The organism is Pseudoalteromonas sp. ATL1, assembly GCF_058933015.1.
Genome location: NZ_JBZYXL010000001.1, coordinates 1268776 through 1285188, shown reverse-complemented (window position 1 = coordinate 1285188; position 16413 = coordinate 1268776). Strand labels below are relative to the sequence as shown.

At 43.4% G+C, this 16413-nt stretch carries 12 protein-coding genes and 1 tRNA gene; 3 read left to right on the top strand and 10 right to left on the bottom strand.

Features of this window, described 5'->3' with window-relative positions:
- Positions 1-160 precede the first annotated feature (160 nt).
- On the top strand, positions 161-2815 hold the full coding sequence (locus AC5FX4_RS05710) for an ATP-binding protein (protein WP_493605505.1): 2655 nt from the start codon (positions 161-163) through the stop codon (positions 2813-2815).
- On the opposite strand, the gene rimI is transcribed toward AC5FX4_RS05710, so the two are convergent.
- The 5 genes from rimI to guaB form a co-directional block, all read right to left on the bottom strand.
- Complete coding sequence (gene rimI, locus AC5FX4_RS05705; protein WP_493607779.1) at positions 2799-3224, bottom strand: ribosomal protein S18-alanine N-acetyltransferase; 426 nt, start codon at positions 3222-3224, stop codon at positions 2799-2801. The genes AC5FX4_RS05710 and rimI overlap by 17 nt on opposite strands.
- A 49-nt stretch (positions 3225-3273) precedes the next feature.
- Positions 3274-3555 (bottom strand): hypothetical protein, encoded by a 282-nt coding sequence (locus tag AC5FX4_RS05700; RefSeq protein WP_493605504.1) that lies wholly within the window; start codon positions 3553-3555, stop codon positions 3274-3276.
- Between the two features lie 74 nt (positions 3556-3629).
- Positions 3630-3706, bottom strand: a tRNA-Trp gene (locus AC5FX4_RS05695).
- A 144-nt stretch (positions 3707-3850) separates the two neighbouring features.
- Positions 3851-5425 carry a glutamine-hydrolyzing GMP synthase gene (gene guaA, locus AC5FX4_RS05690; RefSeq protein WP_493605503.1) on the bottom strand — a complete coding sequence of 525 codons (1575 nt, stop codon included), beginning with the start codon at positions 5423-5425 and terminating at the stop codon, positions 3851-3853.
- Positions 5426-5526: 101 nt separating this feature from the next.
- The gene (gene guaB, locus AC5FX4_RS05685; protein ID WP_493605502.1) at positions 5527-6996 is read right to left on the bottom strand and encodes an IMP dehydrogenase; all 1470 of its coding nucleotides are present in this window, start codon (positions 6994-6996) and stop codon (positions 5527-5529) included.
- Between the two features lie 132 nt (positions 6997-7128).
- On the opposite strand from guaB, the gene xseA reads away from it, so the two are divergent.
- Positions 7129-8487: an exodeoxyribonuclease VII large subunit gene (xseA, locus tag AC5FX4_RS05680; RefSeq protein ID WP_493605501.1), complete on the top strand. Its 1359-nt coding sequence runs from the start codon at positions 7129-7131 to the stop codon at positions 8485-8487.
- A 5-nt stretch (positions 8488-8492) separates the two neighbouring features.
- On the opposite strand, the gene AC5FX4_RS05675 is transcribed toward xseA, so the two are convergent.
- The 3 genes from AC5FX4_RS05675 to AC5FX4_RS05665 form a co-directional block, all read right to left on the bottom strand.
- A complete protein-coding gene (locus AC5FX4_RS05675) occupies positions 8493-9152 on the bottom strand; it encodes a hypothetical protein (protein WP_493605500.1) in 660 nt (219 codons plus the stop codon).
- 8 nt (positions 9153-9160) lie between these two features.
- Positions 9161-9982 (bottom strand): serine O-acetyltransferase, encoded by an 822-nt coding sequence (gene cysE, locus AC5FX4_RS05670; RefSeq protein WP_493607778.1) that lies wholly within the window; start codon positions 9980-9982, stop codon positions 9161-9163.
- 188 nt (positions 9983-10170) lie between these two features.
- The gene (locus tag AC5FX4_RS05665) at positions 10171-13038 is read right to left on the bottom strand and encodes a M16 family metallopeptidase (protein ID WP_493605499.1); all 2868 of its coding nucleotides are present in this window, start codon (positions 13036-13038) and stop codon (positions 10171-10173) included.
- A 272-nt stretch (positions 13039-13310) separates the two neighbouring features.
- On the opposite strand from AC5FX4_RS05665, the gene AC5FX4_RS05660 reads away from it, so the two are divergent.
- Positions 13311-14267, top strand: a complete 957-nt coding sequence (locus tag AC5FX4_RS05660) for a methylenetetrahydrofolate reductase (protein WP_493605498.1) — start codon at positions 13311-13313, stop codon at positions 14265-14267.
- Between the two features lie 60 nt (positions 14268-14327).
- On the opposite strand, the gene AC5FX4_RS05655 is transcribed toward AC5FX4_RS05660, so the two are convergent.
- Together AC5FX4_RS05655 and AC5FX4_RS05650 are read right to left on the bottom strand one after the other, a co-directional pair.
- A complete protein-coding gene (locus tag AC5FX4_RS05655) occupies positions 14328-15557 on the bottom strand; it encodes a DEAD/DEAH box helicase (RefSeq protein WP_493605497.1) in 1230 nt (409 codons plus the stop codon).
- A 76-nt stretch (positions 15558-15633) separates the two neighbouring features.
- Positions 15634-16326, bottom strand: coding sequence for a DUF3581 family protein (locus AC5FX4_RS05650; protein ID WP_493605496.1), 693 nt, complete (start codon positions 16324-16326; stop codon positions 15634-15636).
- Between the last annotated feature and the right edge of the window lie 87 nt (positions 16327-16413).

Sequence of the window (16413 nt, the reverse complement as noted above, 5' to 3'; positions counted from 1 at the left end):
CTGCAAAGAAGTGTAATGACTTTGTATTTTGGCTGTTTACCAGTGGCTCTGGGAGCGGGATCATGCTGTTAACTTGAGAATATTCGAACACTTGCATAGGCTGTACTAAAATGAGGTTTTAATACACATCGTTTCATGCCATAAGGACATCATACCGCCCATGAAAATAAGCAAATTAAGCTTAAAGCTTTTGGTTTACATCTCACCTTTGGTGATATTACCGCTGCTATTTTTAGGGGGCTTAACGCAAACCAGCGTCACCAACTCTACTGAAAAGCAAGTTAAGCTCACTGTGAGCCGCTTTGTAGAGCAACAGCAGCAAAAGGTTTTAAATTACATAAGTACTTATCAATCAACAACCAAGCTACTATCCAGCTCACCGGTTCTGTTTGAATTTTTATCTAATACTGAAAAGAGTAACAATGCGCAAAAGCGCCGCGCGCTGCTTGATGTGTTTGCAAGCTATGAAGAAGCGTACCCTGATATTTTGAATATTAACTTAGTCGATCACCTGGGTGGAAGTCTGGCGTTTTATGCAAGTAATTTAAATCAACCACCCAGTTTTTATCCATTTTTCGAACAAGTTTTATCAAGTAATTTGCATCAATTATACTTTATGGAATCGGCGCTCAACAGCACCACGCACTTGTACTTTGTGCAAGAGGTGTATAGTCCTGAGTTATCTACGCCCAGTCACTACATCATCATTAAAGTTGATCCTTCAATCATTAATTACAGTATTTTACAGTCTCCCTATGAAAACACACTCAATGTACTCGTGACTGGAAACGGGAAGGTACTCTTTAGTTCTGACCCACAGCTAAAAGCTAAAAAGCTGACAGAACATGAAACCAGCATCATTGAGCAAGCCGCCGACCAAGATAAGTTGGCCGCTATCGCTTTACCGACGCTCTACAGTCAAGAACGCATAGGCTACTCAGTGCAACTCAGTGATGATTACTTCTATCTCTCCGCTTATCCAAAAGAACTTCTTAATGAAGCTGGTAAGGCAATAAAAAATCTCACTTTTTTAATCGTTTTTCTTTCGATATTCGCATTACCGTTATTCATACTCATCGTCGTGAAAAAATTTCTTATTACGCCGATAGAGCTACTTGGAGAAGCCAGCCACCGAGTCGGAGATGGAGACTTGTCTGTCTACTTACCCACACAAAACAAAGATGAAATTGGCAAATTGTTCAGAGACTTCAATGAAATGGTCACACAGATCAGAGATGCTCGCGATCTGCTGGAAGACTATAAACATAATTTAGAAAAGAAAGTCTCTAATCGAACATTTGCTTTGGAAAGAACGAATAAAGAACTGGCAGCGGCATATACACAAGCAGAACAAGCAAATGAGTTAAAAAGCCGGTTTTTAGCCAATATGAGTCATGAGATCCGCACACCACTGACTGCCATTATTGGCTTTACAGAACAGCTACTTGAGCAAGGTAATAGCGAGCTAAGTCAACGTCATCTTGAGACTATGCTTCGCAATTCCAGACATTTACTCGAACTTATCAACAATATTTTGGACTTATCCAAAATCGAAGCGGAAAAGCTGGCGGTTGAACAACACGAGGTGGATGTACAATCGCTCATTGAAGATGTGGCGCAGATCATTCAACCGATGGGCGAGAAAAAAGGTTTGTCGTTTACACTAGATTACCTCTTTCCGCTTCCAGAAGTTTTATACAGCGATACCACCAGATTAAAGCAAATTCTCATTGATATCTGTAGTAACGCTGTTAAGTTTACCGAGCAAGGTGGCATTACTATTCGTATCGCATATTTAACCTCCGGCCAACAATTTGAGTTTCAAATTGAAGACACTGGCATTGGTATGTCTAGCGAAGCAATAAATCGCATATTTAAACCTTTCGAGCAAGCAGATACCACCACAACAAGACGCTTTGGCGGCACAGGGTTAGGTTTATGCATTGCTAAAAATTTGGCCATTTTGTTAGGGGGCGATGTCACCGTACAAAGCGAACAAGGTAATGGTAGCCGCTTCACTGTGACCATTGCAGGTAACTATCACGACATACAGCCGACAATGATAAATGAGCTCTCCGCATCCGTACCGGAAAAAAGCATATCTCAAGGGTTTGCCGAAATGCAGTTTGATGCTCGAATTTTACTGGCTGAAGATAACCCTGATAATCAAGAGCTTATATGTCTACTCTTGCAAGCTTGGGGGATCACACCAGATGTGGTCAGTGATGGCGCACAAGCCGTCGAAAAAGCGTTAGTGAACGACTACCAACTCATTTTAATGGATATGCAAATGCCCGTAATGGGAGGCCTAGAAGCCATTGAGATGCTCCGCCATGCAGCCTACGATGGACCTATCATCGCATTAACCGCAAATGTCATGAAGCACGATATTGAAGTGTATTTAAAAGCGGGCTGCGACGCGACGCTAGGCAAACCAATCGATAGAGTGCAATTGGGTAAGGTATTACTAAAACACCTACAGTTGCAAGCCGCCAGTGATTCCAAGTGGGACTCTTTGCTCAAAAGCGAAAAGTTCGAACAGATCACCCAAAACTATACGCAAAAATTACCTGACTACATGCGAGAGCTAGAAACTTACTATCAAGCAAGCGACTGGGAATCACTTAGAGCACTCGCACATAGCCTAAAAGGCAGTGCTGGATGCTTTGGTTTGATGAATATTCACAGTGCGGCTGATCTATTAGAGCAAACATTAACAAGCAATGACAGCAATAAGCGACAGTACGCCATGCTATCGCTCATTGAAGCCATTAAGTACACCATTCAAAGACAAGGTGCTACTGCTCCTGCGTAATGGCCCCACCAAAGTTCAGCGTCATAGCCATCAATATTGCGTCTTCATTACCATTATCACTTGGGTAGTAGTTTTTACGAATACCCACCTCACTAAAACCCGCCCATTGATAAAGTGCAATTGCCCCGCTATTTGATGCTCTCACCTCAAGAAATAAGTTTTCCGCGTTAGCAGCTTCACTCACTTCAATGAAATCACTGAGTAACGCTTTGGCGATGCCTTGACGTTGAAATTGAGGTGCGACACAAATATCCATCAAAGTATGATCAGGACCTGCCACCTCGCCAATATAGAATCCTTGTAACTGGCCTTGTGAAATCACTGCTCCATTAAAATAGCGGCCTTGTAAGCAAGATTGCATGGTGCTTTGCGACCAAGGAAATGCGTGGCAAGCGTTTTCAACTGACATTAACTCTGCCAGAGATAAATCAGCCAGTTTATTTCTGATAATTTCACGACTAGTCACAAAGTAATTCCCACAATTGGCGTTTTTGCTGAGCTGTTAAATTTTGAGATGGTAAAAATAGCGACTCTGCTTGAATGGCTATTTCGCGAGCCTGAAAAACCTGTGTTAACTTTTGCTCAGAAGCTTGTTGAATATCGGCCCAGAATTGTTCGTTCAATGACAAAGCCGTTAATTCATCCGCAGCGTTATCAACAATATCTGAATCATGTGCGCAATAATGGCCGTTGAGCTTTAATAAAGTAACATCGAAAATATCGGCGTACAGTGGATGCATAGTAACCTGAACTACAGACTGTTATTTAATGGGAAATATAAAGGTTTACAGAATATAAAGCAAAAGTAAGGAAGTGGCAGGGGCGGCAGGACTCGAACCCGCAACCATCGGTTTTGGAGACCGCTGTTCTACCAATTGGAACTACGCCCCTGCAATGTCGACGCATTATAAAGAGGTTTTTGCAAAGGTAAAGCAAAATTATAAAAAACGCGTTTAACTGCTTTTAAAATAAGCAAAAGGGCGAATTTTTAACTATTCGCCCTTGGTTTGAATACTTTTTATCAGCTATTTGCCGTTATTCCCATTCAATCGTCGCAGGTGGTTTACCTGAAATATCATACACCACGCGAGAAATACCATCGATTTCATTGATGATACGGTTCGATACCTGACCTAGGAATTCGTAAGGTAGGTGTGACCAGCGCGCCGTCATGAAATCAATCGTTTCAACACAACGTAATGATACAACCCAGTCATACTTACGCGCATCACCCATTACACCCACCGAACGTACCGGCAGGAATACGGTAAATGCTTGCGATACTTTGTGATATAAATCTGCTTTGTGTAGCTCTTCAATGAAGATAGCATCGGCACGGCGCAGCAGATCACAGTATTCTTTTTTGATTTCACCTAGTACACGTACACCTAAACCTGGACCCGGGAATGGGTGACGGTATAGCATGTCGTAAGGTAAGCCTAATTCTAAACCAATCTTGCGTACTTCATCTTTGAATAGTTCACGTAATGGCTCGACTAGGCCCATTTCCATATCGTCTGGCAAACCGCCTACGTTATGGTGAGACTTGATCACGTGTGCTTTACCAGTTGCAGATGCCGCCGATTCTATCACATCAGGGTAAATAGTGCCTTGCGCTAACCATTTCGCATTTTTAAGCTTCCCAGCCTGCTCATCGAATACTTCAATGAATGTATGACCGATAGACTTACGCTTTGCTTCCGGCTCATCAATGCCTTCAAGTGCTTTTAAGAATCGCTCTTCAGCATCCACTTTGATGATGTTTAGGCCAAACTTATCGCCAAACATGTCCATCACCTGCTCACCTTCGTTTAAACGAAGTAAACCGTTGTCTACGAATACACACGTCAGCTTGTCACCAATAGCACGGTTAATCAGCATAGCAACCACTGATGAATCCACACCACCCGATAAACCAAGGATCACTTCATCATCACCCACTTGCTCTTTAATACGAGCAACTGCATCTTCGATAATTTGCGCAGGCGTCCACAGTTTTTCACAGCCACAAATGTCAATCACAAAGCGCTCTAACAAACGCTGACCTTGCTGTGTGTGCGTTACTTCAGGGTGGAATTGAACACCGTAAAAACGCTTTTCTTCCCATGACATCGCTGCATGTGGGCAAGTATCCGTTTTAGCTGTCGTGACGAACGTCTCTGGAATTTCAACCACTTTATCGCCGTGGCTCATCCACACGTCTAAGAAATCTGCACCATCTTCAATATGGTCTTGAATTTGGTCAAACAACTTACAGTTGCCAACTTTTTCAACGCGCGCATAGCCAAATTCTTTTTTATCTGAGCTATGTACTAATCCACCTAACTGCATTGCCATGGTTTGCATACCGTAACAAACACCTAATACTGGCACACCCGCATTAAACACGTACTCTGGTGCTCTTGGGCTATTTTCTAACGTGGTTGACTCAGGGCCACCAGAAAGAATAATACCCTGCGGATTGAATTCACGGATCTGCTCTTCGGTAACGTCCCAAGCCCAAAGCTCACAGTACACACCAATCTCACGGATACGACGTGCGATTAACTGTGTATATTGCGAACCAAAGTCTAAGATCAAAATGCGGGAATCGTGGATATCTTTGCTCATTGATAATCTCGTTAGTTAGTAAACGACTAATTCAGTAAAGCATAAAATGCCGCTTTACTTAAAATTAAGAAGGGCCAGCAAACGCTAGCCCCGTTTTGATGTTAGCCCAAGCGGTAGTTAGGGGCTTCTTTGGTGATCTGCACGTCGTGAACGTGAGACTCACCCATACCCGCAGATGTGACACGTACAAACTGCGGTTTCGTATTTAGCTCTTCAATGGTGGCACAGCCTGTTAAGCCCATTGCACTGCGGATACCACCCACCTGCTGGTGAATAATCGTCGCAATTGGACCTTTGTAAGCAACGCGACCTTCAATGCCTTCCGGTACAAGCTTGTCAGCTTGGTTTGATTTTTGGAAGTAACGGTCAGATGAACCTTCTTTTTGATTCATTGCACCTAAAGACCCCATACCACGGTAAGATTTGTAGTAACGGCCTTGGTATAGTTCAACTTCGCCCGGTGCTTCTTCGGTACCCGCAAGCATTGAACCCACCATCACACATGATGCACCTGCTACCAAGGCTTTTACGATATCACCAGAGAAACGGATACCACCATCAGCAATCACTGGAATATCGCGGCCTTTTAAGCCTTCAACTGCATCAGAAATCGCGGTGATCTGAGGCACACCACAACCAGTTACGATACGTGTCGTACAGATTGAACCTGGGCCAATCCCCACTTTAACCGCGTCAACACCGGCATCAGCTAGTGCAATTGCACCTTCAGCTGTAGCGACATTACCCGCTACGATTTGTAAATCAGGGTATGCTTCACGTGTTGCTTTAACACGGTCAATTACACCTTGAGAGTGACCGTGAGATGTATCAATCAACAATACATCAACACCAGACGCAACCAATGCCGCAATACGCTCATCAGTGCCAGGACCAACACCAACCGCAGCACCAACACGTAAACGGCCTTGCTCGTCTTTACATGCGTTCGGCTTTTCTTGTGCTTTTTGGTAATCTTTTACTGTGATCATGCCTTTGAGTTTAAACGCATCATCAACCACTAGAATTTTCTCAATGCGGTGTTCGTGCATCAGGCCCAAAATCTCCTCACGAGATGCACCTTCTTTCACCGTCACTAGGTTTTCTTTTGTCGTCATTACGGTTGAAACAGGCTGATCCAGCTTAGTTTCAAAACGCATATCACGACTTGTTACAATCCCTTCTAGTTGGTTATCAGCGCCTGTTACTGGGAAACCTGAAAAACCTTTTTCTTCTGCTAATGCATTTGCTTGTGCAATAGTTAAATCAGCAGAAACGGTAACTGGAAAAGTAACAATACCCGCTTCGTATGCTTTTACTTTGCGTACGTTGCGTGCTTGCTCTTCAATCGTCATGTTTTTATGGATAAACCCGATACCACCTTCTTGCGCAAGCGCAATAGCAAGGCGAGCTTCAGTCACTGTATCCATAGATGCAGATACCAAAGGCAGGTTTAAGTTAATACCACGCGTCAATCGCGTTGATAGATTTGCTGTATGAGGTAAAACAGTAGAATGTGCTGGAACGAGTAGCACATCATCAAAGGTTAGGGCTTCTTTTGCAATTCTTAGCATGGTTGCGGTTTCTCTCAATTGGAACTGAGTATAAGGAATTGCGGCGAAATTTTATCAGCGTTCCTTATGCGAGTAAATAAAATTTATCAAAAAATATGATAAAGTAACCGTGAATTTTTTATGGAGCGACTTATGTCATTGAACAGCTTTGCATCTTCAGCGAACGCAACTTATACAGTTTCACGACTAAACAGGGAAATTCGTGCCATTTTAGAGCAAGGTTTTGCATCAATTCGCTTAACCGGAGAAATTTCCAATTTTGTCGCGCCCGCTTCAGGACATTGGTACTTTTCGTTAAAAGATGACAAAGCCCAAGTTAAAGCTGCCATGTGGCGAGGTAACAATCGCTATTGCCAGTACCGCCCCACCAATGGTGCACAAGTGGAAGTGCAAGCGCGTGTATCCGTTTACGAGCCAAGAGGCGATTATCAGCTGATTGTTGAGCAAATGCAGCCTGCAGGAGAAGGCTTGTTGAAACAACAGTTTGATGAACTCAAAATGCGCTTAGCTGCGGAAGGGTTATTCAGTAGCGCCCATAAAAAACCGTTACCAGCAAACATCAATAAAGTGGGTGTGATCACCTCTGCCACGGGCGCAGCCATCAAGGACATATTGACCGTTTTAAAACGCCGAGCACCGCAACTAGAAGTCATCATCTACCCTGCTCAAGTACAAGGTAAAGAAGCGCACCTGCAACTTATCGAAAAACTGCAGTTGGCCAACCTAAGGGCCGAAGTGGATGTCATTATTCTTGGTCGTGGTGGCGGCTCCTTAGAAGATTTATGGTGCTTCAATGAAGAACAGCTTGCCCGCGCCATTTTTGCAAGTACTTTGCCTGTAATAAGCGCCGTAGGCCATGAAATTGACACCACCATGAGTGATTATGTGGCCGATATTCGAGCGGCAACCCCTTCTGCCGCCGCGGAGTTAGTGAGCCCAGATCAGCAAGCGCTTGCACAACATCTAGCGCAATATAAACGCACCTTGGCGACTCAAGCACTACAAGCTATCAAGCATGCAAAAAACTACTGTGCGTCTTTGGAGCAAAGGCTCAAACTACAGCACCCTGAAAACCAGCTTTTTCAGCAACAACAACGCATCGATGAACTTATAAACAGACTCGCGCGCGCTTACCTACAATTAAACGCAAAACGAAACAACACCCTGATGCTCATGCAACAACGCCTTGGCCACCAGCACCCAAAAAAGCGCCTGACTGACAGCGAACAACAAATAAAATATTTGAAAAACGCGTTATTGCAAGCAATGCAGAAACAGCAGCAAAAAAGACAAAGTGCGCTGGCTTTATGTGCCGCACGGCTAGACAGTATTAGCCCCCTCAATGTGCTTTCAAGAGGCTACAGCATCACCAAACAAAAAGATCATGTAATAAAGTCAATTAACCAAATTACGGCACAAAACACGCTTGTTACGCAATTACATGATGGTGAGATACATTCACAAGTAATTGAATTAAAACCAAATTATTAGGGCAATTAGTCTTTCGTTTGGCGTGTGCTGAGTAACATCACCATACGCGCGTCGTTACTGCTGGAAGTCGCAACGGAAAAGTACTTGTACCAACTTTGTTTAAATACTTTGCTACGGACTAATTCCCAAGTACTGTGATCAAAGTTTTCTGCGTTTCCCAGCGGTACCATTTCGACCTTACATACCGTTTGCTTACAGCCGTAATGACGTAACTCAACAAGATGGCTGAAATTATTTTGATATAAAAAGTCAGCAATTTGTAATTCGACTTCATCTGCCCAAGGGGCTCTAATGTCTTCTTGCTCATATTGATGTGTTAACAACGAATTTAAATCTGTATTTGGCAAGTTTAAATCTGGCTCAAGAGGTTTGCGTTGAGCTTCAAGTTGTTGTTTAAGTTTGCGGTTTTCTAGCTCCAAGCGAGCGAGGTTTTGCTGTACTGCAGACACTGTATCTTCTACCGCGCCACCTTTGTTTGAAGGCGCTGTAGTACGACTGCCCTCTTCTGTATATGGGATCTGTGGTGGTAAAGAGAGTGCATGGGGTGGCTGTGATTGAACAATAACTTGAGGTTCATTAAATAAAGCACTCAACCACAAACGTTCCGCAACGATACCGGATGCAAAGGCCAACAAAACAAGTATCAGCAATGCTAGCCCTCGCATAATAAACCCTAAATCATTGCGCTGGTATGCGATTCATTTTCAGCATCAGTACTGTCGTCCAAAAAGTTTTGGTTCATACTTTCAGCCGGACAAGGACTGCAAGGCTTACCCACAACTTTGGCCGGGATCCCTACCACCGTTGTATGCGGTGCTACAGGGCTTAAAACTACGGAACCCGCACCAATTCTCGCCCCTTCGCCGACTTCGATATTGCCCAAAACTTTAGCGCCTGCGCCAATAAGTACGCCTGCACGAATTTTCGGGTGACGATCCCCTTGCTCATTACCGGTACCGCCTAGCGTCACTGATTGCAAAATAGAGACGTTATCTTCTATCAGTGCGGTTTCACCAATCACAATGCCGGTTGCATGGTCAAACATGATGCCATGACCAACTTTACACGCTGGGTGTATATCCACGCCAAATACTTCCGACGTTCTGCTTTGAATAAAGCGAGCAAGTTCTTTTCTATTTTGACGCCATAAACAATGCGCTAAGCGGTGCGCTTGAATGGCATGGAAGCCTTTCAAATTAAGAATAACGGTCAGGTAGCTATCGGCCGCGGGATCTCGATCTTTTACCGCCTTAATATCATATGCAACATGGGTGAGCATATGATCGCAATCCACAAAGGCTTGATCAAACAATTCGCGAATAGTAAACGCCGATACTACAGCGTCAGCTAGCTTATTTGCCACAATAAAGCTCAATGCGGCACCTAAACATTCATGATTAAGCACACTTGAATAGACATGGCTAGCTAACAAAGGCTCGTGGTTAACTAACTCTTTTGCTTCAGTGCGAAGCTGTTGCCATATTTCATGACGCATAGTAGTTCCTTGATTCATATAGACACCTAGAATTCTAACCAGAAAACACCGCCAGTGTTACCTGTAAAAAAGAACAATATTGTAATTAGTTATAACAAAGCGCTATTTGTTGTGCAATTCACGAACAAGAAAGTTGTAGCTATCAAAAAGCCGCGCAGTGCGCGGCTTTGTTTACACATCGATTTTATTTACTCGAATACAGATTTCACGTCGAGTAGTTCAATGTTTTTCTTAGGAATATTGAGTTTATAAGTCGCTATTTGCTTATCTTCATCAAGCAGCTCTGCTGGTTTTTCAGAGTTGTACTTTAACGGAGACGGTGTTTCACTGGCTAAACGTTGTTGCATATCTTTGCCATCACCCGTTACAAATACATACTGAATGTTATCTGTTTGCAGGTTTTCACTAATAACACGGTTTACGTCTTCTACGCTTAAGCTCGCCAATTGCGAACGCACATAATCGGCAAAATTATCAATATTGTAGAATTGACTATCCATCGCATAACCTAGCTGACGGTCTTGGCTTGCTACTAGCTGTGCCACATAATTGGTCAGGAAGTTACGTGTTGCCGTAAAGTCTTGCTCACTCATACCGTCAGAGATCAATTTGTCTAGCTCGTACAGTGCAACGCGCGTTGCAAAATGTGCGTCATTGTTCGAACGTAATGGACGCAGCCATACTTGGAAAATTTGCTCAGAACGACCTAAGTTAGCATCAGGTTGTGTTTGGAACATGCCACGCGGGAAGTATTCAATGTACGCGTAATCACCATAGTTCATACCTCGTGTTTCACGGATACGCTGATAAAGGTAACTATTCGAATTTCTATGCTCACCAAAGTAAGAGCGAACAAGCCAAAGGGCCGTCCAGTCTTTGCTGCTACGGATAGTATCAATTGGGAAACCAAAAGAAACCGCGGTTGATTTCGCGCTTTTCTCAACGATTGTCGCGTGATGACCTTTTAGTTCTGGCGCATCAGGAATAGCTAAACGAGACTCTTCCCCTTTCGGTAAAGCAGATAAATCAGCAAAAAGCTGTGCCTTAACTTCTTTTGGCATCGCCCCTGTAATACCCACATTGAGTTTCGCTTGTGTGAACTGCTGCTGGTAGAACGACTTCACGTCATCCAACGTTAATGACTCAAGGTCTGACAAGTCACCTAGGTTGTAGCTTTCATAGGGGTGACCTTGATATAACTTGTGATAAAGCACTTCTTTGCCAAGCTCTTCATCGTTTGACGATTTTAAGCTCGCTTTAATGGCATCCAACATTTCTTTTTTCAAACGCTTGAAGTCATCTTCTCTAAACCCAGGCTCCAACAGTTGTTCACTGATTAAGCTATACCATTGCTGGGCATTGTCTTTATGCACACGGCCGCGCAGAGATAACATCTCTTTATCGATTTGATAATTAAAAGTACCCGAAATCGGATAGAGTGCTTTTTGAATTTCTTTGTACGTTTTATTTTGCGACCCGCCCTTTGCGATCATCGCGCCAGTCATGGCAGCGAGACCTTTTTTACCCGCAGGATCAGCAGCTGCGCCCGTATAGAAGAGCAAGTTAACGTCGATCAGTGGCGAGTTATTGGTTTTATCCAACACGTTAAAGTGACGTTCTGCCGGTTTATTTGCTTTTGCTACCAGCTCAGTGAGTGATACTTCTTTATCAAATCCAGATACCGATTCCAGCGCAGACATAGTGACTGTACTGCGGCTCTCATCCACAAAATACTTATTGGCGATGTCACGGATATCTTCGGCCGTCACGGCATCAGCGGTTGCGTACAACTGATTGATCACCTCAGGATCACGCTCAAAGTGCATGTATTGAGCGAGTGTCGAAGCAATCGCTTGGGAAGAGTCTAAGTTATTAATAAACGAGTATTTACGGTTTGATTTCAGCGCTGCCAACTTCTCTGCATCAACCAACTCAGTGCGTGCTTTCGCGTACGTTTCATTAATCGCATCACGCACAACCGCGAGATCTTGCTCATTTTCAACTTTCACAAACACATGTAACAAACCGGGATCTTTTGTCTCAGGATTATAAGTGAACATTTGGCTTGCGATTTGTTGGTCTACAACCAGCTTTTGATATAATTCTGAGTTTTCAGAGAAATAAAGGTCTGAGATCAGATCCAGTGCAGCACGGTCTTTACGCGTAGGCTGCCACGCTGTGCCTTTGTATGAGACAAGTAACCAGTGACCCGGTAGACCTTCCGATTGCTTATGCACATATTTAGGCGCTTGTTGTTTAGGCTCTTTAGGGATATCAGCAACATAGTCGCCTTTTTTCCAACTGCCCCAATGCTGCTTCACCATTTCCATGGTTTCTTTTGGATCTACATCACCGACAATCACCAATGAAACATATTCAGGGTGATAGAAACGCTCAAAGAAGGTTTTACCGTAATTCATTTGATCTGGCATCGCTTCGATGTCTTCAAAAAAGCCCATCGTCGTATGCTTATAAGTGTGCTTTTCGAACGCTTCTTCCCTGACAGTAGTCAGTAACTGGCGTATTGGGTTGGCGTTGTTTTTTAAATACTCACCTTTTACTGTCAGCGCTTCGGTGCGAAATTGCGCTTCTGTATAAGTCAGGTTTTGAAAAATATCCGCTTCAATTTCTAGTACTTTGTTTAGATGTTGTTTTGAGAAACTCAGGTAATAGTTTGTGTAGTCGTTCGTCGTGTACGCGCGGTTATCTACACCAGAGTTTTTCAAAATATCCGCATACACATCTTGTGGGTACTTTTCAGAACCTTTAAACATCATATGTTCAAAAAAGTGAGCAAAACCCGTTTTACCTTTTTCAACTTCATTTCTTGAACCAACGGATACCGGGATCTGTACTGACACCACATCAGGGTAATCAGTTTTCACCACCATCACGCGTAACCCGTTATCTAACTCTTCTAATAGGTAATCTTGAGAAAATACTTTGTTATTTGTTTGAGCTGATTGCGCCGATGTTGTGTGTTGCACACTATTACTGACACATCCAGTTAGCGCGAGGGTTACTGCAAGACTCGTTGCGAGTAATTTAAATTTCATAGTGTTCCCTGAATAAGTTATTAGTTATGTATGACAATGCTCAGCAAGAGCAGCCTTTTATCACTGTCATTATGCAATAAATTGAGTGCTCACAACCATGTGACAGATAAAAATAATGTAAGAAAATATAATCATATTTATCAATCCCCCAGCCACTAACCTGAATAAAATTCATAGTTATTGAGTAACTTTCAAGAAAAAAGATCTATCTAGACGTCTAAATGGCTGCTATATTATACCCAAGAACAGATACCGGGCTGGGAATGAGGACCATGGCATTATCACTACAAGAGAAAATATTAGACCCTAAACAAGGGGTTTATTTGATTGGTACCACACCACCAAAAATCGGCACAGATAAAGCCAAGCTCGAAACCATCGCGAATAAACTACTTGGTCGTTTACACGAGATTGAGTATGACGGTGTAGTTATCTATGACATTCAAGATGAAAGCAGCCGAACTCAAGTACCTAGGCCGTTTCCGTTCAAACATACCGTGGATCCGTGCGAATACAGTCAATTAATCAAACAACTGTCAGATTTAGATGTCATCACCTATAAAAGCGTCGCACAGCGTGAAGCTGCTGAGTTCAATAACTGGCTTGACCAAACCAAAAACGAATATGGCCTTAAAAACCTAGTGCTCGTTGGTAGTCCATCTTCAGCGGGAGATATCAAACTAAACTTAGCTGATGCATATCAAACACTATCGGCGCGTCAGGATGAGTTTTTTCTAGGTGGCGTGACCATCGCAGAACGTCATGCTAACAAACGTAATGAACATGAAAGGTTGCTTGATAAGACCGCACAAGGCTGCGAATTTTTTATCTCTCAGGCAGTTTACAACGCGCAAGCGACTGTTGATCTGATCACCAGCTATGCTCGCTCATGCCGCCAACAAGGTATTGCGCCAAAGCGCATTATTTTGACCTTTACACCATGCGGTGGTGAAAAAACACTTGAGTTTATGGAGTGGCTAGGGATCTCAGTACCAGAGGCTACTAGATGGCGCATACTCGATGCACAAAACTCACTTAGCGAGTCGATTAGAGTGTGCCGTGAAAACTTAGATTTAATCTTAAAAAATTGTGCGCATTTAGACGTGCCATTAGGCCTGAACATTGAGAGTTTAACTAATCGAAAAGAAGAGATTGATGCGTCCATCAACCTATACCGATTACTTAAAGCAACCATGGAACTCACGCTCGCAGAAAAACAAATCGCATAGCGCCACCAAGTAAAGCGCAAAAAAGCACCAAGTGGTGCTTTTTTACTTTTAATTCATTGTCTAACGCCTGCGTGATGAGCGCTTGTTCATGACGCGCTTTTTATCTCGTTGCTTACGTGCTTTATTGGTATTTTTGCGATTATCTTTAGGCTCTTTGGTTAAATCAGGTTCATAACCCGGCAACCACTGGGGTGTTAAGCGCTCATCTAACAGCACTTCAATCTCTTCTAATAGCCATTGCTCATCAATACTCACCAATGAAATAGCATGTCCTGTTTTACCCGCGCGTCCGGTACGGCCAATACGATGCACGTAGTCTTCAGCAACATAAGGTAACTCTGCGTTGATCACATAATCCAAATCAACAATGTCGATGCCTCGTGCAGCCACATCTGTGGCAACAAGTACACGGGTTTTACCCTCTTTAAATTGGCTCAGCGCTTTGTCTCTTGCCCCTTGAGATTTATCTCCATGGATCGCCAACGTGGCTAAGCCATCTTTATTCAATTCTTTGGCTAAGTTATCTGCCATATTTTTCGTACGCGTAAAGATCAACACCTGCTGCCAGTTGTTTTTACCAATGAGATGCGACATCAACTCACGTTTTCTGTCTTCATCCACTGCATAAAAAGTTTGCCCAATTTTTTGTGCTGCACTGTTTTGTTTATCAACCGAAATGCGCTTAGGCTCTTTAAGCCACTGCTTAACCAAGCTTTGTACTTGATCATCGATGGTTGCTGAAAACAGTAACGTCTGACGCTCGGCAGGTAAACGGCGCATGATGCGCTTTATTTCACCGATAAAGCCCATATCCAAAATGCGATCCGCTTCATCAAACACAAGATGTGTGACATTTTCCAGCGATAATGTGCCTTTGATCAGGTGATCTATTAAACGCCCAGGCGTTGCCGCAACAACATCAACACCCGCTTTCAACGCTTTTTCTTGAGGACCAATATTCGCGCCCCCATACAAACAAGCCACTTTCAATGAGGTGAACTGCGCGTAGCTTTGCGTGCTTTTTGCCACTTGCTGTGCCAACTCGCGCGTGGGGGTAATAACCAATGCCCTTGCGACCCCTTGTTGCGCCTCTGAAGCACTCAGTTTTTGTAAAATGGGCAACATAAATGCCGCCGTTTTACCCGTGCCCGTTTGTGCAGTTGCAACAACATCATGACCCGCTAGCACCAACGGAATACTTTGCTGTTGGATCGGCGTGGGTGTATCAAAATTAAGAGTTGCTAGAGCTTTGTTAAGTGGTTCAATAAGCGAAAGAGCGGCAAAAGACATGATTAAACTGACTAATAAATATTAATGCAGTCAGTATAACAAAAGCGCGCAGGGGATGCGCGCTATACCTTACAAACTAAAGTGTTGCCTTACGATTGTTATAATACTCAATGAGGTCATCAACCATTTGCTGACAATATTCTCGAATACCAGATACCAGCATATGCTTTTCACCGCGGCCCACCTTTTGGCCCTCGCTAAGTAAATTAAAGCGCAAGATGATTTTGCCACGCTTGCCTTCAAAGCTGAACTCTGGCTTATCCGCCTCTAGTTCTAAGGTTTTAACATCCAATGTATCCAGATGAATAGCCATTGACTCGTAAATCACCATTGGGCGAGCTGGGTTGATCATCACCTCTTGCTCCCCCATCAATGGAATGATCACATGTGGGAAAGTCATGCCTGAGAATTCAACGTAGTTTTTCGTTAAACTTTCTACCAAGCTTGGGCATTTGTTATTTGCGCCATGTTGCTTCACAGACAACATCACTTTGCCATCAGAGGTCACATCAAACTCTGGCGCATCTTCTGGGAATTCCAGCTTTGATGTTTCATCCACCATACCAGAAAAAGTAAAATGCATATTTTCACTTACACCGTAACGTGCAAGTACAAGAGAGAAAAGTAAATCCCCCGGCACACAAAACTTCTTCGCATCGATGTCATGTAACGGGTTGAAATCGTCCGCAACGCGCTTTGCAAATTCACTGCCCTGCTCGCGACTGATCACGACACACTCACCATCTTGTTGGAAAAATTGACTTAACATAAACCTTTTCTTTCACGACTATAAAACCGAGCTATGTTAGCAGAATATGACTAAAGAGAGGTCATATCTGTTGATTTTTATGCAAAA

What these genes read in the sequence shown, in the direction of transcription:
- AC5FX4_RS05710 (WP_493605505.1), top strand. Translation starts at nt 161, where the DNA reads ATGAAAATAAGCAAATTAAGCTTAAAGCTTTTGGTTTACATCTCACCT.
- rimI (WP_493607779.1), bottom strand. Translation starts at nt 3,224, where the DNA reads ATGTCAGTTGAAAACGCTTGCCACGCATTTCCTTGGTCGCAAAGCACC.
- AC5FX4_RS05700 (WP_493605504.1), bottom strand. Translation starts at nt 3,555, where the DNA reads ATGCATCCACTGTACGCCGATATTTTCGATGTTACTTTATTAAAGCTC.
- guaA (WP_493605503.1), bottom strand. Translation starts at nt 5,425, where the DNA reads ATGAGCAAAGATATCCACGATTCCCGCATTTTGATCTTAGACTTTGGT.
- guaB (WP_493605502.1), bottom strand. Translation starts at nt 6,996, where the DNA reads ATGCTAAGAATTGCAAAAGAAGCCCTAACCTTTGATGATGTGCTACTC.
- xseA (WP_493605501.1), top strand. Translation starts at nt 7,129, where the DNA reads ATGTCATTGAACAGCTTTGCATCTTCAGCGAACGCAACTTATACAGTT.
- AC5FX4_RS05675 (WP_493605500.1), bottom strand. Translation starts at nt 9,152, where the DNA reads ATGCGAGGGCTAGCATTGCTGATACTTGTTTTGTTGGCCTTTGCATCC.
- cysE (WP_493607778.1), bottom strand. Translation starts at nt 9,982, where the DNA reads ATGCGTCATGAAATATGGCAACAGCTTCGCACTGAAGCAAAAGAGTTA.
- AC5FX4_RS05665 (WP_493605499.1), bottom strand. Translation starts at nt 13,038, where the DNA reads ATGAAATTTAAATTACTCGCAACGAGTCTTGCAGTAACCCTCGCGCTA.
- AC5FX4_RS05660 (WP_493605498.1), top strand. Translation starts at nt 13,311, where the DNA reads ATGGCATTATCACTACAAGAGAAAATATTAGACCCTAAACAAGGGGTT.
- AC5FX4_RS05655 (WP_493605497.1), bottom strand. Translation starts at nt 15,557, where the DNA reads ATGTCTTTTGCCGCTCTTTCGCTTATTGAACCACTTAACAAAGCTCTA.
- AC5FX4_RS05650 (WP_493605496.1), bottom strand. Translation starts at nt 16,326, where the DNA reads ATGTTAAGTCAATTTTTCCAACAAGATGGTGAGTGTGTCGTGATCAGT.